The following is a 19,335-nucleotide window of genomic DNA, read 5'->3' as shown; positions in this document are numbered from 1 at the left end:
CAGATCTCCAGCTATGTCGCAGTCAGTCCGTCCTATCCCGGTTCTCGGCTTCCCGAACTACGAGTTCGCTGATCGCTGGCATGCCGACGAACACCGGCGAGCTCTTCCGTCTCTCGTTGGCGCTCCATCGAGCAGATAGGCATCGATCTCTCCGCCAGTCAGGCTCCTCGCGGCCCGGGCCGGCGGGGAGACAAGAGGGACGGTGGCAGTCGTCACCTGGGCCTCCCGCCGAAGAGAACCTCGAGGGAGTCGCGGTTATAGGCCGGCGCGGGCGGGGCAGGAGGCGGGTCGTTGCGCTTGCGCTCCTGGCGGGCATGGTGTGCAAGACCTGCCGAGATCACGTCGTCCCTGGTGGGCCGGTTGTAGATGTCCAAGGTGGACAGATGCTTATGGCCGAGGATGTACTGGACGTAGACTGGCGGCATGTTCGGGTCGTCGAGCATCAAGAATGTCGCCGTGTGCCGCAGGTCGTGAAGAGTCCAGTTGGCGCCCAGGAGCTCGTTCGCGCGGTTGAACATCATGCGCGCCGCGTCGTACTCCAAAGGCCGCCAGGGGCGGCGCAGAGTCCACCACAGCGGCTGCGCGCGGCGGCGGGGGACGCCCTTCTTCCAGGCTTCTTCCTGGTATAGCCGCAGCCAGACGAACGCGTCGGGAGTGGCGGGCAACTCCTGGTATTCGCGCGTGCCTTTGCGGATCACGCCGATAGTCTGCTGGCCGACGACCGCATCGCTCTGCTTGGCGGTGAGCAGTTCCTCGGCGCGGGCGCCGGTGGCGACCCAGAAGGCCAGTAGGGCTCGGTCGCGGTGCGAGCGGAGACCTTCGAAGACCTCGGTGTACTTCTCGTCGGGGATGCGGCGCGGGATTCGCTTGGGGACCTTGGGCCGATAGAGGCCGGTGCGCTGCTGCTTGTGTTCCTTCTCGGGGTTGTGGTGGGCGTTCGCTCGTGCTGAGCGCCGATTGCGGACCAGAGGGAATGGATTGACCAGCAGTGACCCGGTGTTGCGCTCCAGGTGGAAGTCGTAGAAGGTCCGCAGCACCGTCTCGCAGTGCGCCCGGGTATTGGGCGCGTACTTCTTGCCGACAGTGGGCTTGCCCGTCACCGGGTTCTGAGCTCCCGGCGCCGGACTGCCGGTCCAGGCGGGTCGGGGTATGTCGGCGGGGTCCTTGCCGCGGTGGCGCCAGTGGACACGTACCGGCTTGTCCGCCAGCTTCATCCACAGCATGAAGTCCCGGGCATCCTCACGAACCGCGCGGTCCCACTCGATTCCGCATGCCCACAGGTAGCGCCACCAGCGCAGCAGATCCATCCCGTACGAGCGCGGCGTCAACGGCGAACTGTCTGCTGCCATCAGGTCTCTGAGGTACGTCGCGACAGGCTCGATCGGTCGTCCGAGCGGGTCCAGCACCTGGTACGGCTCCCAGGGGTCTCCCGTCTCCAGCAACTTGCCTAACTCAGGCAGCACAAAGTTCTTCAGATCCCTGTCGGGACGCTGTTCACCGGGCATGCCGGGAAGCTAGCAGAAACCCTAACTGACCTGCGAGGAAACACGAGTTAGTTCGGTCAACACGCCTGAAGCCTTCCGGCAACCCCAGATACCTGGCGAGGCGGTAGCTCCGCCCAGCACGCTGAGAGCGTGGACGTGGCCTTCGAGGAACGCCTCCTGGCCGCAGGAGGCGAAGACGCGGTGCACGGCCTTGCCCGAATACGACAGGCGCATCGCGAACACGAAGCAGGTGACCAGCTCACCGGCCAGACGTACCTTCACGTCGCCGAAGTCCACCTCCGCCTCGGCCCCCGACCTGTGGGACTGCGGAATGAACGCGTGTACCGCCCCGCGGCCGGCCTCAACAGCGATCTGGGGGCGACGGTCGGCGACATAGGCCCGCACCATCGGATAGGTCACCGCCTCCGCCCCATGCTCGTCCAGGAGCCGGTCGAAGATCCGCTTGACCGTGTGACGCTGCTTGCGCGGCGCATCCAGATCCGCCCGGAGCATCTGGTCGATCAACGGCTTGTAGGCATCCAGGCGGGTCCCGCGCGGCCGCGGCTTCTTCCGCGGCTCCGGCCAGACCGACTCCAACGCGGCCTTCACCGTGCGGAATCCGACTCCGTACTCACGCATCAAGGCCCGGTACGACATCCCTACCCGGGCATCACGGCGGATCGCCGCGTACAAGTCGACCTTGGATTTCGGTGGCGTCATCGCAGCCTCATCCCGCAGGGCACGTCAATGCTCCCACCGCAACCCCTCAAGCGTTGCCAGAACTCACAGACATCGCCCTCCGGCGAAACGAGGCGTTCTCGGCCCTGAGCGACAAGTGGTGTCGGATCCCGTCGACGAAACCAGTACCGGGCCCCTCTTGATGTCGTCGGCCGCCGTCAGCGCGGCGATCTGGCGGTCGAGCAACTACCCACGCCTCCGAGTGGGGTTCGGAGTCGGTTCCCGAAACCGGGGAGTTGGGTGGCGGCCGTGTGGACGACCTGTACGACGACTTCGTGGGCCGCTACACCTTCGCCTTCTGGCGGTTGATAGCCCAGGGTGTCACGGCCGCCGGCGCGCCCCAGACCGCAGCCGGGGGACACACGGCGGCGAGCGGCGCGGACACGCCGTCCCACCGAATGGCCTGCAATCGGCGCAACCCGGCGAACCTTCCTGTCACAGCACGGACCCGCTAAAGGCGCTGGATGGTGATGTGGCTGTGGCCTTGGATGACGCCCTCGGGGTCGAGGGGCGAGAGGTTAAGGGACTCCCCGGTGTCACTCGTTACGTGGACGACCCCCGGCACCTGGCTCGTCACCTGGGTAGTCCCCTCCGCGGCCACCTCGGTCCCGGTAACGCTGGCCTCCACACAGAACTCACCCGCCGTGGAGGAAACCTCGACCCCAGCACATACGGCCGAGGCGGTGGGCGCGAGAGCGATCACTCCCGAAAGGATCAAGGCGGCTGTACCGAACACAGCTGCAAGTCTGACGTTGAGTGTGGCCATGAGAAGTTCCCTCCTGGTGGGTAGGTGAGGACACTCAGGCGAAGAAATCCTCGCCAGTTGAAAGTCCCACCGCCCCCGGCCGCCGTGAAGAGAGAACATCAGATTGAGAGAACGTGCGGACGGGTCTCCGACTCGCCAGCAGGACCGTGAAGCTGGCCAACGCAACTCCCGCCGCCCGCGGACCCGGACGGCCGGGGGCTGGTGGCACGGTCAGGGGGCGGGTTCGTACGTCACCGTCTGGACCGGGCAGCGCGAAGCCGCGCCCTCCAGGGCGGCGAGCTCGGTGTCGTCGACGGCGAGATCCCAGCGGAGCTTGGTGCCCACCTATTCGGCGAGGTATCGGCAGTGGACGTCGAGGGCGGGCGGTAGCCATTCGGCGGGTCCTGGTCGGCCTTGCTGCGGTTGGAGCGTGCGGTAACGGCGATGAGGGAGGGCTCGGCACTCTGGTCGTTGGCGTACGTCTCGCGGCGCTGCGGGGTCCAGGCGGATGCGCCGCTACCACGAGGAAGACGACGGCTTCTCCGAGAACGCCCTGCACGGCGTGCCTTCATCCCCAGCAGTCCCGGCGGATTCTGCCTCCGCCGGGGGCGGCTTGAGCGGCGAGATGTCGGTCGTCGACGTGGCTGGGGTGGTGCGGCGCGCCGCACTAGGGCCTGTTTCCCCGATCACCAGTGGTCCTTACGAGCGGGACACTCCGTATGAACCCACCAGGCGGGCCAGTTGTCGGCCCGTCACCCGTAGTGGTTCCTCGCTGCGGTTGACCTGCGCCGTCACTTCGGCGCCTTCCAGGGCGCTGATGATGGCGGTTGCCAACTCCCTGGCGTCGCGGGCCTGGAAGCCGGAGCGCAGGAGCTTGTCGGTGACGATCAGCTCCCAGCTGCGCAGCGCGTCGGCGCATGCCTGCTGGATCTCGGAGTCGGTTCCCAAGGTTTCCAGTGCCGCTGCCGTGACCGGGCAGCCGTCGGTCCAACCCGATGCGCGCAGCCCTTCGGCGAGCTGTCCGGCGCAGGCCTCTACGGCCGCGCCCGGGTCCTCCTCGCTCTCCATCGCATAGCGGAGGACCGTTGCGAACTCCCGGTCGCTGTACTTGATGGCGGCGACCGCGACGGCCTCTTTGCCGCCCGGGAAGAAGTGGTAGACGGAGCCCAGTGTGGCCTCCGCCTCCTTGGCGATCTGCTTGATGCCCGTGCCGACATAGCCCTGGCGCTGCAGGAGGCTCGCTGCGGCGATGACGATCCGGTCCCGGGTGCTGGCCTGTCCCATGTGCACACCCTACTGGGTAGAACGTTCGTTTTAGAGCCGTGCTACATTGCTCCACACCCTAGATAGAACGCTCGTTTTAGTCTCGTCCTCGCTGCGGCACCCGCTCGTGCCGGGGCGGCGGCTGGTCGTGAACACATCCCGCGGAGGTCTTCCCAATGAGCACCAAGCAGCCTGTGACCGTCATCGGACTCGGCCCCATGGGGCAGGCAATGGTCCACGCCTTACTCGGGCAGGGACACCATGTCACCGTCTGGAACCGCACCGTGTCCCGTGCCGATGCCCTCGTCGCGCGCGGCGCCGTACTCGCAAAGAGCGCCGAAGACGCCGTCGCCGCCAACGAGCTGGTCGTCTTGAGCCTCACCGACTACGACGCGATGTACACCGTGCTGGAACCGGCGTCCCACGCCCTGACCGGCCGCGTACTCGTCAACCTCAGCTCCGACACCCCGGAGAAGACCCGCGCCGGGGCGCGGTGGGTGTCCGAGCACGGCGCGGTCCACCTCACCGGGGGCGTCAACGCCTCGCCTTCCGGCATCGGGCAGCCTGAGTCGTCCACCTTCTACAGCGGGCCGCGCGAGGTGTTCGAGGCACACCGGTCCACCCTCGAAGTCCTGACCAGCGCGGACTACCGGGGCGAGGATCCCGGCCTGGCCGCGCTCCTGTACCAGATGGGCATGGTCATGTTCTGGACGTCCATGCTCAGTTACTGGCAGGTCATCGCACTCGCCGACGCCAATGGACTCACGGCGGCGGACGTCCTCCCGCACGCCATCGAGACCATGACCGGGATGCCGGGTTTTCTCTCCTTCTACGCCGAGCGCATCGACGCCGGCGAGCATCCCGGTGACGTGGACCGCCTCGCCATGGGCATGGCCAGCGTCGAACACGTCCTGCACACCAACGCCGACGCAGGCGTCGACACCACTCTGCCGGCCGCTGTGGCCGCTCTGTTCCGGCGCGGCATGGACGCCGGGCACGCGGCGGACAGCTTCTCCAGCCTGGTGGAGCAGATGAAGACGGCCAGGGCGTAGTCGCGGCTCGACGCAATACCCGCAGGTCTGGACATGATCAACAGGGGTGACTTGACCGACGTGGAGTGGGCCGTGCTGCAGCCGCTGCTGCCGTCGACCAACAACCGGTGCGGCCGGTGGCGGGACCACCGCCAGGTGATCAACGGGATCCTTCACCGGCTCAGCACCGGAGCACAGTGGAGAGAGCTGCCCGAACGCTTCGGCCCGTGGAAGACCGTGCACAAGCGGCACTAACTGTGGTCGGCCGATGGCACCTGGGAGAGGCTCCTCCAGCACGTCCGGGCCCGGGCCGACGCCGAGGGTGACATCGATTGGGACATCAACGTCGACTCCACCTCTGTCCGCGCCCACCACCACGCGGCTGGGGCACCCAGGGCGGCACCGTCCGCACCGCCGGGTTCTTCAGGAAAGAGGGCCCCGCGAAGATCAGTTCGCGGAGCTGATGAGGGCGAGTCCGCGGCTCCTCCTGGAGGAGGCGGTGCGGCGGACGAAGCTCTCGGCAGATCCCGTGGCGGACTGACCTGCAAGATTCATCCGAGCGCGGAGGGCCGCTGCCGTCCGCTGCCCCTGCTCATCACGCCGGGGCAGCGGGCCGACTGCACGCAGTTCGAGCCGGTCATCGGCAAGATCCGTGTCCCCCGGCTGGGGCTCGGGCGTCCGCGCCGCACACCCAACAGCGTTGCCGCCGACAAGGCGTACAGCAACCGCAGGACGCGCGCTTATCCACGGAAGCGTGGGATCCGGCACGTGATCCCGGAGAAGAACGACCACAAGGCCGCCCGCCTCCGCCGTGGTTCACGTGGCGGACGGCCACCGGGTTTCGACAAGGACCGCTACAAGAAGCGCAACACGGTCGAGAGGGCGATCAACAAGCTCAAGCTGTTCAGAGCCGTGGCCACCCGCTATGACAAGCGCGGATACGTCTACCGGGGGCACCGTCACCGCCGCCGCACTCCTCATATGGCTCCGATCGTCATCGAAGAGACAGGCCCTAGTCCTCAGCGTTCTCGAAGATCAGCAGTCTTCCGCGGATCGTCCACCAGAATGCGGGCCGCGAGCTGCCGTACCTGCTGCTCCACGGACTGATCGTGGGTGACGAACAACTCGTACCCGTAGGAACATGTACGCTCCCCCGGTGCCTGGACCTGGTGGAACTCGACATCGACGCCCTCGGGGCTGGTGAGCCCCTCGGGGACGTCGGGCTCCTCGCGTCGTGGCCAGACACCCGTGAGGACGCAGCCCCACTGCTCGAACCAGCCGCTGTCCGCAAGGGTCTGCTCGAGCAGCCGGGCAACGGTGTCCACCCGCTCTTCCCAGCTGCGGTCCGCTGCGGCCCGCGCGAGTTCGGCTTCGTACTGGGCAGCATCGAAGCGGATGTCCGCGGGCAAGGCAGTGATATTGCTGGTGTTTTCCCAGGCGTCCCAGATCACCCGGTCGCCCTCGCGGCGCATGGTGACGTATAGGGCGCCGCAGCAGCCGGCGGTGCAGGTCGGCTCGGTGATCATGACCCTGCGCGGTTCCTCCGTGACCGCCAGCGGCCAGCTCTCGGCCGGGCCTGTCCAATGTCGGCAACTGAGTGCCACCCCTTCCGGGTGGACTTCCTTCAGAACGTCTACGCCGTCGATCAGAGGCCGCACCTCGGCCCAGGGGTCCGCCGCCCAGTCCTCCGGGATCCTGTGCTGCAAAGTCAAGGTACTGATCGCCAGTTGATCGGTCATACTCACATGATCGGCTGACGCCGCGCAGCCGCATACTCATTTCCTGGGTGTGATCAGCCTCGGCTGGTCGTGCCAGGGCGGCCACCGCTCGTGATCGAGAAGCTCGCCCAACTCACCACGTGAGACACGCGCTAAGACGTCGTCTCATTTGGCGAGTTGCGGTAGCAGATGAGGCTGCAGGCGATGGCCGTGAAGGCCAGGAAGTGTTCTGCCTTGCGTTCGTAGCGGCGGTGCAAACGGCGGCAGCCGCCCAGCCAGGACATCGTGCGCTCGATCGTCCAGCGGTACCGGCCGAGCCGGGTGGCGGACTCGATGCCCCGGCGGGCGATGCGGTGCTGAATGCCGCGCTGCCGTAGCCATCGGCGCAGGTCGTCGTAGTCGTAGCCCTTGTCAGCATGAAGTTTGGCGGGCCGTCGTCGGCGCGGCCCGCGCCGGGAGCGGATCGGCGGAATGCCGCGTACGAGAGGCTTGAGCGCCTGGCTGTCGTGGAGGCCGGCGCCGGAGATGCCGATGGAGAGGGGTAACCCGGTCCGCTCAGTGATCAAATGGATCTTCGCCCATTTCTTGCCCCTGTCTACCGGATTCGGACCTGTCAGCTCCCCCCTTTCAAAGCCCGCATATTCACCGAGTCGACCGCGCAGCGCGACCAGTCCAGCTCACCACGCGAGCCGAGTTCGTCGAGGACGAGACGGTGCAGCTTCGCCCAGACCCGGGCGGCGGACCACTCGGTGAAGCGTCGGTGCGCGGTCGCCCCCGACGGGCCGAAGACCGGCGGCAGTTGCCGCCAGGTACAGCCCGTAGTTGCCACGAAGATGATCGCCGCGAGGACCTCGCGGTCCCCGTACCGGCGTCGGCCCCCACCCTGCGGCCGTATTGGAGCAGACGGCACCACACGTTGAAACAGCTCCCATAAAGACTCCGGCACCAACGTCTCGATCACGTCCGCTCCCATCCCCGGAAAATGCCTGCTCACGACAACGGCATGACAGCTACTGTTCTTTGGCATGCAACTGACCGTTCTCGGCGGCTGTGGAGCGTGGCCCACCGCAGTCCAGGCATGCAGCGGCTACCTCGTCGAGTACTCGGGCTTCCGCCTGCTCATCGACCCCGGGTACGCCACGCTGCCACGCCTGCTCGACCACAACACCGTCGACGCCATTGACGCCGTGCTGATCAGCCACGGGCACCCCGACCACTGCGCTGACCTCAACCCTCTCCTGCGTGCCCGGGGCCTGAGTGACACGCCACCGCCGGCACTGCCTGTCTACGCGCCCCACGGCGCCGCCGACGCCGTTCTCGCGCTCGACAAACCGAGCATGCTCGCCGGGGCGTACCACCTTCGCGAGTTCCAGCCAGGCGACCGGTTCGACATCGGCCCGTTCAGAACCGACACCTGGCTCCTTCCGCACTTCGTACCCAACGCCGGCATCCGACTGACCACACCGGAAGCCGTGCTCGCCTACACCGGCGACACGGGTCCAAGCCCCGACATCCTGCGCCTCGCTCAAAATGCTGACCTGCTGTTGTCAGAAGCCACATACATCCACGAGGTGCCGACCGCCGACGCACCGTATCTGCTGACCGCGCGCATGGCCGGCCAGTACGCCAGCCAGGCAGGCGCTGCCAGCCTCATGCTCACCCACCTGTGGCCGGGGACAGATCCGAAAGCCGCACACGAAACAGCCGCGGAATCCTTCCGGCACCCCATATACGTCGCCACTCCCGGGCTCGTCACCAACCTCGCCCGTGGAAGTGGCCATACGGTGCATAGCGCCCAATAGCGCGGACGCCCTGACGCTGACAGAACGACCATGCCCTGTCCCAAATGAGACGACGCCTTAAAGAGCGTTTTGTCCCAGCGAGGTTGTTTGGTGGCGCTTCGGGCGGCGAGTGGACATGAGACCGGTGAGGCAAGCGTGCTCAATGCGGGCTGTGCGACAGCAGACGCCGTACCTCCGCCCGTTTAGGTCGAGTTGCTCCTGTCTGATCCCAAGGAGCCCCTGATTAACGCCGTTTGCGCCCTGGGAGCAGGTCATGCCCGACGGTCCTACCGAAACATGCCTCGGCACCGGCCGTACCCCAGCGACCTCTCCGATGCCCGCTGAGAGTTGATCGGTCCCACACTCACCGCCTGGCGGGCCGAGCGCAGAGGCAGGGGCCTGTGACATCGGCCGCCCGCCTGAGCACGACCTGCGCCGCATCATGGACGCCATCCTCTACGTCGACCGCACCGGGATCCCCTGGCGCTACCTGCCGCACGACTTCGCCCCGTGGGAGACGGTCTACGGCTACTTTGCCGCCTGGCAGAAGGAAGGCATCTTCGACCAGCTCAACGGCCTGCTGCGGCGCCTGGTGCGCGAGGCCGAAGGCCGGGATGCCGAACCGAGCGCCTGCGTGCTGGACGCCCAGAGCGTCAAGACCTCCGCCAACGTCCCCGCGGCCGTCCAAGGCATCGATGCAGGCAAGAAGATTGCAGGCCGCAAGCGCCATCTCGGTGTCGACACGCTCGGCCTGCTGCTGGCCGTGTGGGTGACCCGGCGAGTGTCTCCGACAACGTCGGCGGCATCCACCTGCTCTCCCGGATCGCCACCGCGAACCCCCGCGTGATCAAGGCATGGGCCGACACCGGCTATCGAACGAAAGCCATCGACCACGGCGCCCGCCTGGGCATCGACGTGGAAGTCGTCCAACGCGACCCCGGCGCCAAGGGATTCAAGGTGATCCCTCGACGTTGGGTTGTCGAACGAACCCTTGGCTGGCTGATGCATCACCGCCACCTCGCCCGCGACTACGAAAGGCACGCACACCTCTCCGAAGCCATAATCCACATCGCGATGATCGACCCCATAAGCCGCAGACTCACCCGCGAATCCACCCCGAACTGGCGCGACACCTGAACCTGGAACCAAACACCACCAGCAGAACAAAACGCTCTTTGAGGCCCGGCCGCACTGCGGCTGCACATGTGAGGCGTTGATGAGACTCGCTGTTCAGCCTGCTCGAACTCCGGATGACAGCAACCGGTACCTGGCCTTCTCCGCAGTGTGGGCGGGCATGGAGGCAAGAGGCCATGACGTGGGGCGGGAAGGTTCACGTGGCCAACTCCCTCCGTGACAGTGCGTCTGCGTCCGCGCGGCGGCGAAGCCGCCGCGCGTCGCCATCGCCAACGCTCGGGAAGATTCTCTGTGGCCAGAGAGCCGCATCATGAGTATGGGGACATCCAACCGGTTGTGCGAAGCGGCATTTTCTGCCCTCATCCAGGGGCCGATACGGTCCGATTCATGGAGCAGATTTTTCCGACGGCCGAGAAAATCACGGCTGCCTTGCGTGCCGGTGAAGTGACCTCGGCAGAACTGACCGACGAGGCGATCGCCCGTATCGAGCGGGACGACAAGGTGATCAACGCGATCTGTGCGCCGGACTTCGACCGTGCGCGGGCCGCCGCGCGCGGTGCCGACCAGGCGCGCGCCCACGGTGAGGACAGGCCGCTGCTCGGCATTCCGGTAACAGTCAAAGAGTCCTACAACATCGCTGGCATGCCCACGACTTGGGGCATGCCGCTACATCGGGACTACATGCCGGCCGAGGACGCGGTGCAGGTGTCGCGGCTCAAGGTCGCGGGCGCGGTGGTGCTGGGTAAGACCAATGTGCCCTTGGGGCTGCAAGATATACAGAGCTTCAACGAGATCTACGGCACCACTAACAATCCGTGGGATCACGATCGCACGCCGGGCGGATCCTCCGGCGGATCAGCGGCGGCCCTGGCTTCCGGATTCGGCGCGCTGTCCATCGGATCCGACCTCGCCGGTTCGCTGCGCACCCCCGCGCATTTCTGCGGCATCTATGCGCACAAGCCGACACTCGGACTGGCGGCAACCCGCGGCATGGTCGCGCCGCCGGCACCGCCATTGCCGGTCGACCTCGACCTCGCCGTCGTCGGTCCGATGGCGCGCACTGCCCGCGACCTCATGCTCCTGCTCGACGTCATGGCCGGACCGGACCCGCTGACGCTCGGCAAGGCGCACGACTTGACGCTGCCGCCCGCGCGCCACGAGCAGCTCTGCGACTTCCGGGTACTGGTCCTCGACGAGCATCCGCTCATTCCGACCGCATCCGCCGTGCGGGCGGGCGTGCAGCGCGTGGCCGACGCGCTGGTCGACGGCGGCGCCCACGTCGAACGGCACAGTCCGCTGCTGCCCGATCTGACCGAAGCCGCCATGCTCTACACGCAGTTGCTGTTTTCGAGTTCCGTTGCACGTTTTCCCGTCGAAGCGTACGAGCAGCTGCGGACCCGCGCCGCCGTACTGAGCGCAGACGACCAGAGCCTCGACGCGGCACGGCTGCGCGGCATGGTGTTCAGCCACCGCGACTGGATCGAGGCCAACAACCGTCGCGAACTCCACCGCCACGGCTGGCGGCAGCTCTTCGCCGAGTTCGACGCCGTGGTGTGTCCCATCACGCCCACTCCCGCGTTCCCGCACGACCACAACCCCAACCCGCTGGAACGCCGGATCGACATCGACGGCGTCGAGTACCCGTACTTCGACCAGCTCGTCTGGGCCGGTGTGGCCACCATGCCCGGCCTACCCGCCACCGCCATACCCGCGGGCCGGTCCCCCGAGGGTCTGCCGGTGGGAGTGCAGCTCATCGGCCCGATGTTCGAGGACCGCACCCCACTTCGGCTGGCCGAACTGCTCGAGCACGAAATCGGCGGCTTCCAGGCGCCGAAGTAGGGCGTACTGCCTGGGTGTCCGTCGAAGCGGCCTGGCGAACCACGGGGAAGTGCGGCGGGGTTGATACGGCCCACCGATGAAACGGCCTGAGACAGCGCGGAAGGCGCAGGTCACAGCGCCGCCACAGGAAGCCGATCGCGAGATCCTACAACATCTGTGGGATCTCAGATTCCGTGGCCGAATCTCACGATCGATGGCCACTCGGCGGCCGATTGGCCACGAATCAGAGACCGGCTGGTCAGCCTGTTGTTCGTTCTCACTGAAGTCATTGTTGTCAACCGGTCGAAGGTTCCTGGAGTTGGTCCCACCGCTCGTCCACGGTGACGTGGGAGGGGAGCAGCCTCACAAGCGCTTGGCCCAATGTGGGATCGTGGTCGCAGACGAATGATCGGCTTCCATCGCGCCAGTCCAGCCGCAGCGATGTCTCCACGTAGCCGCTTGCCGTGTCGCCGGAGTGGGCAACCCCCACCGCCCTCACGTCTGCGATGCGCACCGTCCGCACGTCCGCGCGGCTTTCCAGCCGGACCTGTGCCTTGGTGAACTCGACCACGCGCACGACGTACCGGCTCCTGAGCAGGCCGGTGCAGACGGTCAGCGCCAACAGCCCGCCGAGGATGAGGAACTCCCCGGGATGCGTGGGATCGTGGCGCAGCCACCGGAAACCCGCTACCCCCAGCCCGCCGAGCCACACCAGGCCAGTTCCCACCACGACGGGTGCGAAGTAGGGGACTTCGCACCGCACCGACTGCTCCGCTTCCACCCCTTCACCATGACCGGCCCCGTCGAAGGATCGCAACCACCGGCGAGGCTGCCGCAGCGCTCATCCGGCTCGTTCGCGGCCCCAATGAGATTGGGTGCGGCCCTTCCTGAGTGAGACTCAATTTGCTGACAGATTTAGGTTGTACCCGGGAGGCCGTTATCGTGGTCCGTTATGGATGGGATCCGGGATGCGAGATTCCCCCCGGGAAGGCCAACCCACCGCGTACCGCGTGAGCTCTCTCCCTTCAGATCTCCTTGCGGTCCCGCCTCCCACGGGACGACCAGGTCAGCACGCCGCTGCGAGAACGGTAGGACAAGCTCAGCGACGACGGATCGCGACAGCGACGAGAGCGACCACACCAGCCACGACGGGCAGTCCCAAAAACAGGGCCACAGGGTGGAGCAGTGTATCGGCGAGAGGGTTCGGGTGGGGGTCGAGGTTCTGCGAGTACATGCCCAAGGCCAGCGCGATGGCAAAAATTGCCCACCCCGCCCAGAATGCGAAGAACGCCGCGAGAAACGCGATCGGCAACAGCGAGGCAATCTGCTGGTACCTGCCTTCCACCTGAGCATTTTCGGTTTCGATCCAGCGGGCTCTCCGGACTGGTCGCCAGTACGTCCGGTGGAGGAACAACAGGACTAGCAGCAGAGATAGCAAGGCAACTGATACGAGCATTCCATAGAACTGGGCGTCGTCGTTGGACTCGTTATTGTCCCAGGCTATGGAAGCGATGATCGGGCCGAGGAAGGCAGCCGGGACAGCGATCCAGAAGTACAGGTAGGTCCGGATGACCTCGACCAAGCGGAGGCGAGACCTGCCGACGAACTCGTACTCGATTGTCGTGTGGACAGAAAAGAACCCACCCTCTTCGGTGATCTTGCCTTGCCGCACGTAGTAGCGGCCCAGCGGGACGACCGGCAGGATGAACACGATCCAACAAGTGGCGAAGAAGCAACCACTGCCGTCCTGACGAGAGTTGTGCAGCAGTGTGGTCCCCATAGCGTTGTACGTCCCTAGCGGGGGCAACCTATCGCCTGAGGGCAGCGGATACACGGGATCGGGCATGGCCGAAATGATATTCACGCCGTTGGGGACGGGTCCCGACATCGGTCGGCTAGGGCGGTGCTATTTGGCTCCACCCGAGGCGACTCCAACTGGCCCCGGAGGGCGGCTTGTTCTGGGCCCAGGGGCTTCGTGGATGGACGCCGGTAAATGTGTCGCGTGTTACTGAGGGTGTCGGGATACTGCCTCGGTGACTCTTACTGCGCTGCCTCAACTGCTTCGACCTCGTGCCCTGAGGCCCGGAGATCTCGTCGTTATCGCATCGCTGTCTGGGCCGCTCCATGCCGTTTACGAGCCCGACCTCAAGCAGGCGGTGGTCGTGCTCGAGCGGATGGGATTCCGTGTGCGTCGGGCACCGCTCCTCGATGCAGGGCGGCACCGTTGGTGGAGCGCGGCTCGGCCGGCGGAGATCGCCGAAGAGCTCAACGCTCTTCTGCGGGACCCCGAAGTGCGCGCGATCATCGCGCATGACGGCGGCCAGACGGCGCTCGGCTACCTCGACCTCATCGACTTCGAGGCGATCACCGCCGACCCCAAGCCGATCCTCGGCTTCAGCGACATCTCGCTGTTGCATCTCGTGTTCTACGCGCGCACGGGTCTGGTCGGCTTCCATACCGACCTGGCCACCCCTGGACTCGGCGGACACTGGCAGCGTGCGCCCGCAGCACGCCGAGCGGAACTTGAGAAGCTCTACTCGACGCTGCTGACCGGCACGGTGCCGATCGGCGCGCTGCCGGCCACCCCGACGTGGGAGTGCTGGCGTGCCGGTCGCACCGAAGGCCGCCTGATCGGCGGAGTGATCAACCGCATCGTGCTGGCCCAGGCGACGCCTTACGCGCTGCCGCTCGAACGGTTCGACGGCGCGGTGCTGTTCTGGGAGGAGGCTGGCGGCCAGGCCGCGTATGTGTGGAGCTATCTGCAGGTACTGCGGCACGCCGGCATCCTCGATCGGATCTCCGGCATGGTCGTGGGCATCCCGGACGGGATCGACGGACTCGACTCGCCCGACGCGTCCCCGACCCTGCGCGAGATCGTCCTCGATGTCCTCGGCGACCGTGACATCCCGGTCCTGGGCAACGTCGAGTTCGGACACGCCGGCCCGAATCTGCCAATGCCGGTCGGTATCCGCGTCGCCCTCGACGCGCAGCAGCGGACGCTGTCGCTGCTCGAACCGGCAGTGCGCCCGCTCACGGGGAGCGGAGCGGGCGGCTGAGCGATGCGGATCAGTGAACCGACAGCCTCGGCAGCACGCGCCACGATGTGAGTCACGGCGCTGATTGTGTCGGTGGGAAGCGGCAGCGCGTGCTGGTGAGTTCCGGGAACGCTTGATCGCCAAGCGGCTGTTGGGTCGGATCGGGTGGTGGTTCTCGGTCGCGGATCCTGGAGATCGGGCCGGGGGAACCGGGGCGCCGGAGCGGAGTACTCAGGAGGGCCGCGCCTTGAAAATACGATTGCTCGCCACCAGGCGCGCTGCCACGATTGCGGGCCTGATCACTGCGGAGACGCCGGACTGCCTGATCGTGACGGGGATGCCCGGGGCCGGGAAGTCGACGGTGACCAGACTCGTCGCCGAGCGCCTGCCACGCTCCGCCCGGCTCGACGGCGACTTCATCAACAGGCTGGTCGTCAGCGGTCACGTCTGGGCTCTTGGTGAACCTGCCGACGAGGCGGCGCGGCAGGTGGAGCTGTGCAACCGCAATCTGTGCACGCTGGCGAACAACTCCTCCGACGCCGGCTTCACGCCCGTGATCGACTGGGTGATCCCCGACCACAGGCAGCTGGACTTCTTCGTCTCGCTCCTTCCGGCACAAACAGGGCGTGCACGTGCCCTTCGAAGAACGCCTGCTGGCCGCACGAGCGGGAGATCCGGTGCACGGCTGCGTCGGCTCCGGCGTGTGACTGCCTTGCGCACCGGTTCGGCAATGCGGCGGACCAGCAGCATCGCACCCCGTGTTACCTGTCGGATGTGACGGACGCCGAGTGGCAAGAAGTCCGATCTTTACTGCCGATCCCGGCATGGCTTGAAGGACGTGGCGCCCGTCCCTAAGGCTACTGCCACCGCGTGATGCTGGACGCGGTCCGGTACATCGTGGACAGCGGCGCCTTCGCTGACCGCTGGCGGGGACGGTCGAGCATGTCCCCGATCCAGGCGGCAACCGTGTCCGCCCCGGCCAGTACGGGATCTGTGCTTTCAACTGCACAGAACCGCAGGTGGTCCTCGACCGCCCGCCCGTACGCGTCGATCGTGTTGGAAGCCCGACCGATGTTCGCCATGAACTTCAGCCACCGTCGGGCCAGTTGATGTTCAGCGAGAGTGGGGAACTTGCCCCACGGGATGGGGGCCATGACAGCAGGCCAGTAGTTGCGAGCGTGCCTACTTGCGCACGTGGAAGCGCAGCATGGTGACCCCGCCCGACTGGACGTTGCTGAACGGTTCCAGGTCGATCCGGTCGAGGCCCGGCGGCGCGAAGCGGACGCCGTCGCCGAGCAGCACCGGCAGCACGTACACCAGGATCTCGTCGACGAGGCCGTGCTGCAGGCACTGGGCGGCCACGTCGGCGCCGAGGATCTCCAGGTTCTTGTCGCCGGCGGCGCGGCGTGCCGTGGCCACGGCTTCCTCGATGTCGCAGGTGAGGAAGGTGACGTTGGGGTCCGGCTCGTCGGGCGGGCGGTGGGTGAGGACGAACTGCGCCCCGCCGTCGTAGTCGGTGTTCTCGTCGGACATACGCTTGCCGACCTCGTACGTGCCCCGGCCGATGAGCATGGCGCCCGTGGCCGCCATGACCTCCGGGAACGTCGCCGACGTCATGTGCTCGAAGATCCAGTCCATCGTGTGGCCCGGACCGGCGATGAACCCGTCGAGGGACATCACCCTGTTCACGACCACTTTGCCGGTGCTCGCATCCGTCATGCGTCTTCTCCAAGCAGGTGGAGGGCCGGGATCGCATCATAGGTCGGTGAGCAACATCTTCTCCGGCGGTAGCCACGGCCTGGACCTGTCCAATGGCGCCACCGCGGTGTTCATCGACGTGCTGATGCTGGCCGTGTCCGATCTCGCCTCCGAGGACTGGGACTTCCGCTTCGCGGCGCTGCTGACCCTGCAGGACCAGAACGTCATGGGGCGCGGTGCCGTCGGGTTCGACCTGGCGGAGTTCGACTGGGGTGCGACGGAGCGGGAACGCGCCCGCGCGAAGGACTTCGTGCTGCGTGCCACAGCACTCGCGGCGAGCGGACATCGCTGGAGCGAGCTGGGCTACCACCCGCCCCGCGTGCATGGCTACCTGCACCGCTTCACGACCATGGTGGAGTCCTGCACCCCGCCCGTCGACAGCAGCGCCGCACGCGGCTTCCCCGGCCCTGACGAAGCCGCGATGGCCTCGTGCGTGCGCCACCACGTCCTCAGCGCGCTCCCGCTCTGGGACGGTTGCTTCCTCTGCAATCGGCCGCACTACTAGCCCGGCTCGACTCCACATAAGGGCGAACCTCCCTGCAGACTTCCCGCCGTTTCGGCGGGTGCATGCTTTCACTCACCGCTGGCAGGTGACGGGCTTGCCCGCCGAGCTGCACGACCGGCTGCGTGACAGAGTGCGCCATAAGGAGGGCCGCGAGGTCGACCCGACGGCAGCCATCGTGGACTCGCAGTCAGTGCGGGCAGCGACGAACGTCCCGGGCTCCACGACAGGCCGGGACGGCGGCAAAAGAGTGGGCGGTCGCAAGCGCCACCTGGTGGTGGACTGCCTCGGCCTGGTCCTGGCCGTCGCAGTGACCACGGCGAGCGTGCAGGACCGGGACGCCGCAGTGCCTCTGCTGGAACGGCTACGCAGGCTGTACCTCTCCGTCCGGCTAGTTGTATGAGGCCGTGACGTTGGTGACACGTCGATCGAGGGCTGCGGCGGGTGGTCGACCGCCGATTGCTCCGTGAGGGCGGTGGTATTTGTAGTGCACGTTCCAGGTGGCGAGAGCGTCGGAGCGTTGTTGTTCGGAGGTCCAGGTGCGGGCATAGAGGAACTCTTCGGCCAGGATGCGGTTGTACCTCTCCACCTTCCCGTTGTGCCTCGGTGTGTAGGGCTTGGTGCGCTTGTGTTTGGCACCGAGCAAGGCCCTGGTGAAGGCGTCGGCGCGGTAGCAGGCACCGTTGTCGGTGACGATTCGTTCGATGTGGGTGATGCCGTGCCTGGCGAACCACGCCCGTGCGCGGTGCAGGAATCCGACTGCTGTTGCGGCTTTCTCGTCCGGCAGTGGTTCGGTGTACGCGAGAGGGGTACGCCCGTCGACGACGGAGTGCAGGTACACGTATCCACGTTTTCCGGTCCTGGTCTTGGTTCGAGCTGCGGCGCGGGCTTGGTCGGAGTCGCGGTCGTGGGCACGCCAGCCGCCGCCGTCGGGGATGCGCCCGACTTTCTTGACATCGACGTGCACCATGTGTCCGGGCCGCTTTGCAATGATCGCGCGTGGTTTGCGGTTGGAGTCACCGTCGGGGTCGATGAATCTTCGCCGGTTCAACCCGAGCTGCCCCAGTATCCGAGTGACAGTACGGCGGCTGATCGTGACGCCAGTCTGGTTGAGTTCGAACGCGATCCGAGCCGCGGACCATTTGTGCTCCCGCCGCATCGACTCAATCCGCTCCACGACCTCGGGCGGCGTCGCGGTCGGTTGGTGGTGCGGGGTCGATGAACGGTCGAGTAGGCCGATGTCGCCGTGCTTGCGCCACCGGCTCCCCCACTTCGACGCGCACGCCCGCGAGGCACCCATCTCGGCTGCGACGTGCGCGATCGGACGAGTCTTGCACGTTTCGGTCAGACGGCGACGCCCCTCGATAGACAGCGGTGCATTGGCATGAGTTCTCACCTGTCCATACCTTTGCCGTCGCACGTGACAGATTGGGCGAGCCAGACGCTGAGTGCGCGAGACACACGCGACGGCGTTTCGACAGGGGCAAGGTGCCCAACCTTGCCCAGCATGATCACGGGTGGATTCCCGGGGAGCCGGTCTTGCAGTTGAGCTGCCTGGTCGACAGGAATCCAGGGGTCCTGCTCACCCCAGCCGATCGTCACCGCGCAGCGCACCTGCTGCAGGCGTTCCACGACCGGCCGGGTGTGTTCAGGCCGGAGCGCAGCGATCTGACGGTAGAAGGCCGGCTGATTCGACGCCCCCGACCACGGCTGACTCAAAGCGTTTACCCAACCGGTTGTCAACTGGTGGCGTGCCGCACCGGCGATGTACTCCTTGACCAAGGCCATGTGGAGCGCGGCTGGGAGTTCCGCGAACACGTCGGCATGGTCGGCGACCAGACGGAAGAACGGCGATCCCCACGGATCGAGTGTCACCACGTCCCAGAGGAACAGACCCGCGTACTCACTGTCGTGAAGCAGGTGAGACCCGAGGGCCACGGCTCCTCCGATGTCGTGTGCGACGACGTATGGCCTGTCCAAGCGCCAGTACGTGAGCAGCTGAGCGAATCGCGACATCTGGGAGGCAAGATCGATCGGTACTGCCGGATCCTTCGTTGAGACGCCGTAGCCGGGCATGTCCCACAAGAACACCCGATAACTGCTGCTTAGGTGCCGTGCAGCCTCCGCCCATACCTGTGACGACCACGGCGTGCCATGGCAGAACACCACATCCCCCAGAGGAGTCCCCCGCTCGGGAGCCAGTACGTATGTTGCGACGCTTGCCCCGTCGACCGTGATGTGGACAGGATCCGGCAGCCGCGATTCCCTCGTATTCATGCGATGAAGCTAGAACCTCAGGTCGACCTGAGGTCAAGCAGGGATAATGGC

Annotated in this window: 20 protein-coding genes and 3 pseudogenes; 10 read left to right on the top strand and 13 right to left on the bottom strand. The window is 66.4% G+C overall.

The features are described 5' to 3' along the window. Positions 1-212: 212 nt before the first annotated feature. On the bottom strand, positions 213-1,505 hold the full coding sequence (locus tag ACTMVF_RS24825) for a tyrosine-type recombinase/integrase (protein WP_441273307.1): 1,293 nt from the start codon (positions 1,503-1,505) through the stop codon (positions 213-215). A gap of 21 nt (positions 1,506-1,526) precedes the next feature. After that, on the bottom strand, positions 1,527-2,177 hold the full coding sequence (locus ACTMVF_RS24820) for a hypothetical protein (RefSeq protein WP_441273306.1): 651 nt from the start codon (positions 2,175-2,177) through the stop codon (positions 1,527-1,529). Between the two features lie 296 nt (positions 2,178-2,473). Between ACTMVF_RS24820 and ACTMVF_RS24815 the strand changes: the two genes are divergently transcribed. Further along, positions 2,474-2,677: a hypothetical protein gene (locus tag ACTMVF_RS24815; RefSeq protein ID WP_441273305.1), complete on the top strand. Its 204-nt coding sequence runs from the start codon at positions 2,474-2,476 to the stop codon at positions 2,675-2,677. Here the strand turns inward: ACTMVF_RS24815 and ACTMVF_RS24810 are convergent. The 3 genes and pseudogenes from ACTMVF_RS24810 to ACTMVF_RS24800 all read right to left on the bottom strand — a co-directional run bounded on the left by ACTMVF_RS24810 (position 2,674) and on the right by ACTMVF_RS24800 (position 4,251). Then, on the bottom strand, positions 2,674-2,988 hold the full coding sequence (locus ACTMVF_RS24810; RefSeq protein WP_441273304.1) for a hypothetical protein: 315 nt from the start codon (positions 2,986-2,988) through the stop codon (positions 2,674-2,676). The genes ACTMVF_RS24815 and ACTMVF_RS24810 overlap by 4 nt on opposite strands. 210 nt (positions 2,989-3,198) lie before the next feature. Then, positions 3,199-3,485 (bottom strand): annotated as a pseudogene (locus tag ACTMVF_RS24805) (HNH endonuclease); the annotation flags it as partial. 181 nt (positions 3,486-3,666) lie between these two features. Further along, a complete protein-coding gene (locus ACTMVF_RS24800; protein ID WP_391012241.1) occupies positions 3,667-4,251 on the bottom strand; it encodes a TetR/AcrR family transcriptional regulator in 585 nt (194 codons plus the stop codon). A gap of 155 nt (positions 4,252-4,406) precedes the next feature. Between ACTMVF_RS24800 and ACTMVF_RS24795 the strand changes: the two genes are divergently transcribed. Then, on the top strand, positions 4,407-5,282 hold the full coding sequence (locus ACTMVF_RS24795; protein ID WP_441273303.1) for an NAD(P)-dependent oxidoreductase: 876 nt from the start codon (positions 4,407-4,409) through the stop codon (positions 5,280-5,282). Positions 5,283-5,315: 33 nt separating this feature from the next. Next, a pseudogene (locus ACTMVF_RS24790) lies at positions 5,316-6,252 on the top strand (IS5 family transposase); the annotation flags it as partial. Positions 6,253-6,280: 28 nt separating this feature from the next. On the opposite strand, the gene ACTMVF_RS24785 reads toward ACTMVF_RS24790, so the two are convergent. Further along, positions 6,281-7,000 (bottom strand): hypothetical protein, encoded by a 720-nt coding sequence (locus ACTMVF_RS24785; protein ID WP_441273302.1) that lies wholly within the window; start codon positions 6,998-7,000, stop codon positions 6,281-6,283. 131 nt (positions 7,001-7,131) lie between these two features. After that, a protein-coding gene (locus ACTMVF_RS24780) for an IS5 family transposase (RefSeq protein ID WP_441273301.1) occupies positions 7,132-7,952 on the bottom strand; the annotation gives its coding sequence in 2 pieces (ribosomal slippage) (positions 7,132-7,595 and positions 7,595-7,952; 822 coding nt in all). 52 nt (positions 7,953-8,004) lie between these two features. Between ACTMVF_RS24780 and ACTMVF_RS24775 the strand changes: the two genes are divergently transcribed. The 3 genes and pseudogenes from ACTMVF_RS24775 to ACTMVF_RS24765 all read left to right on the top strand — a co-directional run bounded on the left by ACTMVF_RS24775 (position 8,005) and on the right by ACTMVF_RS24765 (position 11,733). Further along, entirely contained in the window at positions 8,005-8,781 is a 777-nt protein-coding gene (locus ACTMVF_RS24775; RefSeq protein WP_441273300.1) for an MBL fold metallo-hydrolase, read from the top strand. A 327-nt stretch (positions 8,782-9,108) separates the two neighbouring features. Further along, a pseudogene (locus ACTMVF_RS24770) lies at positions 9,109-9,897 on the top strand (IS5 family transposase). Between the two features lie 384 nt (positions 9,898-10,281). Beyond that, positions 10,282-11,733, top strand: a complete 1,452-nt coding sequence (locus ACTMVF_RS24765; protein WP_441273299.1) for an amidase — start codon at positions 10,282-10,284, stop codon at positions 11,731-11,733. A 274-nt stretch (positions 11,734-12,007) separates the two neighbouring features. Here the strand turns inward: ACTMVF_RS24765 and ACTMVF_RS24760 are convergent, their stop codons facing one another. Both ACTMVF_RS24760 and ACTMVF_RS24755 read right to left on the bottom strand, forming a co-directional pair. Beyond that, positions 12,008-12,493 (bottom strand): hypothetical protein, encoded by a 486-nt coding sequence (locus ACTMVF_RS24760; protein ID WP_441273298.1) that lies wholly within the window; start codon positions 12,491-12,493, stop codon positions 12,008-12,010. Between the two features lie 318 nt (positions 12,494-12,811). After that, entirely contained in the window at positions 12,812-13,558 is a 747-nt protein-coding gene (locus ACTMVF_RS24755) for a hypothetical protein (RefSeq protein ID WP_441273297.1), read from the bottom strand. A 187-nt stretch (positions 13,559-13,745) separates the two neighbouring features. Between ACTMVF_RS24755 and ACTMVF_RS24750 the strand changes: the two genes are divergently transcribed. Both ACTMVF_RS24750 and ACTMVF_RS24745 read left to right on the top strand, forming a co-directional pair. Then, entirely contained in the window at positions 13,746-14,768 is a 1,023-nt protein-coding gene (locus ACTMVF_RS24750; RefSeq protein WP_441273296.1) for a S66 peptidase family protein, read from the top strand. A gap of 226 nt (positions 14,769-14,994) precedes the next feature. Beyond that, complete coding sequence (locus ACTMVF_RS24745; RefSeq protein WP_441273295.1) at positions 14,995-15,525, top strand: AAA family ATPase; 531 nt, start codon at positions 14,995-14,997, stop codon at positions 15,523-15,525. A 79-nt stretch (positions 15,526-15,604) separates the two neighbouring features. On the opposite strand, the gene ACTMVF_RS24740 is transcribed toward ACTMVF_RS24745, so the two are convergent. Continuing rightward, a complete protein-coding gene (locus ACTMVF_RS24740; protein ID WP_441273294.1) occupies positions 15,605-15,901 on the bottom strand; it encodes a hypothetical protein in 297 nt (98 codons plus the stop codon). Between the two features lie 28 nt (positions 15,902-15,929). Continuing rightward, the gene (locus ACTMVF_RS24735; RefSeq protein WP_441273293.1) at positions 15,930-16,466 is read right to left on the bottom strand and encodes a dihydrofolate reductase family protein; all 537 of its coding nucleotides are present in this window, start codon (positions 16,464-16,466) and stop codon (positions 15,930-15,932) included. Positions 16,467-16,512: 46 nt separating this feature from the next. Between ACTMVF_RS24735 and ACTMVF_RS24730 the strand changes: the two genes are divergently transcribed. Then, complete coding sequence (locus ACTMVF_RS24730) at positions 16,513-17,010, top strand: hypothetical protein (protein ID WP_441273292.1); 498 nt, start codon at positions 16,513-16,515, stop codon at positions 17,008-17,010. A 94-nt stretch (positions 17,011-17,104) separates the two neighbouring features. Continuing rightward, complete coding sequence (locus ACTMVF_RS24725) at positions 17,105-17,410, top strand: transposase (RefSeq protein ID WP_441273291.1); 306 nt, start codon at positions 17,105-17,107, stop codon at positions 17,408-17,410. Here ACTMVF_RS24725 and ACTMVF_RS24720 read toward each other — a convergent pair. Beyond that, positions 17,399-18,403, bottom strand: a complete 1,005-nt coding sequence (locus tag ACTMVF_RS24720) for an IS481 family transposase (protein ID WP_441273290.1) — start codon at positions 18,401-18,403, stop codon at positions 17,399-17,401. The two genes, ACTMVF_RS24725 and ACTMVF_RS24720, sit on opposite strands and share 12 nt — an antisense overlap. After that, complete coding sequence (locus ACTMVF_RS24715) at positions 18,400-19,284, bottom strand: alpha/beta fold hydrolase (protein ID WP_441273289.1); 885 nt, start codon at positions 19,282-19,284, stop codon at positions 18,400-18,402. The genes ACTMVF_RS24720 and ACTMVF_RS24715 overlap by 4 nt, the downstream gene beginning before the upstream one ends. Positions 19,285-19,335: the final 51 nt, after the last annotated feature.

Origin of the sequence: Streptomyces sp. SD31 (assembly GCF_052068475.1) — a bacterium.
In the GTDB taxonomy this organism is placed as follows: Bacteria; Actinomycetota; Actinomycetes; order Streptomycetales; family Streptomycetaceae; genus Streptomyces.
This window is presented reverse-complemented; position numbering and strand designations above follow the sequence as displayed.

What these genes read in the sequence shown, in the direction of transcription:
- ACTMVF_RS24825 (WP_441273307.1), bottom strand. Translation starts at nt 1,505, where the DNA reads ATGCCCGGTGAACAGCGTCCCGACAGGGATCTGAAGAACTTTGTGCTG.
- ACTMVF_RS24810 (WP_441273304.1), bottom strand. Translation starts at nt 2,988, where the DNA reads ATGGCCACACTCAACGTCAGACTTGCAGCTGTGTTCGGTACAGCCGCC.
- ACTMVF_RS24800 (WP_391012241.1), bottom strand. Translation starts at nt 4,251, where the DNA reads ATGGGACAGGCCAGCACCCGGGACCGGATCGTCATCGCCGCAGCGAGC.
- ACTMVF_RS24795 (WP_441273303.1), top strand. Translation starts at nt 4,407, where the DNA reads ATGAGCACCAAGCAGCCTGTGACCGTCATCGGACTCGGCCCCATGGGG.
- ACTMVF_RS24785 (WP_441273302.1), bottom strand. Translation starts at nt 7,000, where the DNA reads ATGACCGATCAACTGGCGATCAGTACCTTGACTTTGCAGCACAGGATC.
- ACTMVF_RS24775 (WP_441273300.1), top strand. Translation starts at nt 8,005, where the DNA reads ATGCAACTGACCGTTCTCGGCGGCTGTGGAGCGTGGCCCACCGCAGTC.
- ACTMVF_RS24765 (WP_441273299.1), top strand. Translation starts at nt 10,282, where the DNA reads ATGGAGCAGATTTTTCCGACGGCCGAGAAAATCACGGCTGCCTTGCGT.
- ACTMVF_RS24755 (WP_441273297.1), bottom strand. Translation starts at nt 13,558, where the DNA reads ATGCCCGATCCCGTGTATCCGCTGCCCTCAGGCGATAGGTTGCCCCCG.
- ACTMVF_RS24740 (WP_441273294.1), bottom strand. Translation starts at nt 15,901, where the DNA reads ATGGCCCCCATCCCGTGGGGCAAGTTCCCCACTCTCGCTGAACATCAA.
- ACTMVF_RS24735 (WP_441273293.1), bottom strand. Translation starts at nt 16,466, where the DNA reads ATGACGGATGCGAGCACCGGCAAAGTGGTCGTGAACAGGGTGATGTCC.
- ACTMVF_RS24715 (WP_441273289.1), bottom strand. Translation starts at nt 19,284, where the DNA reads ATGAATACGAGGGAATCGCGGCTGCCGGATCCTGTCCACATCACGGTC.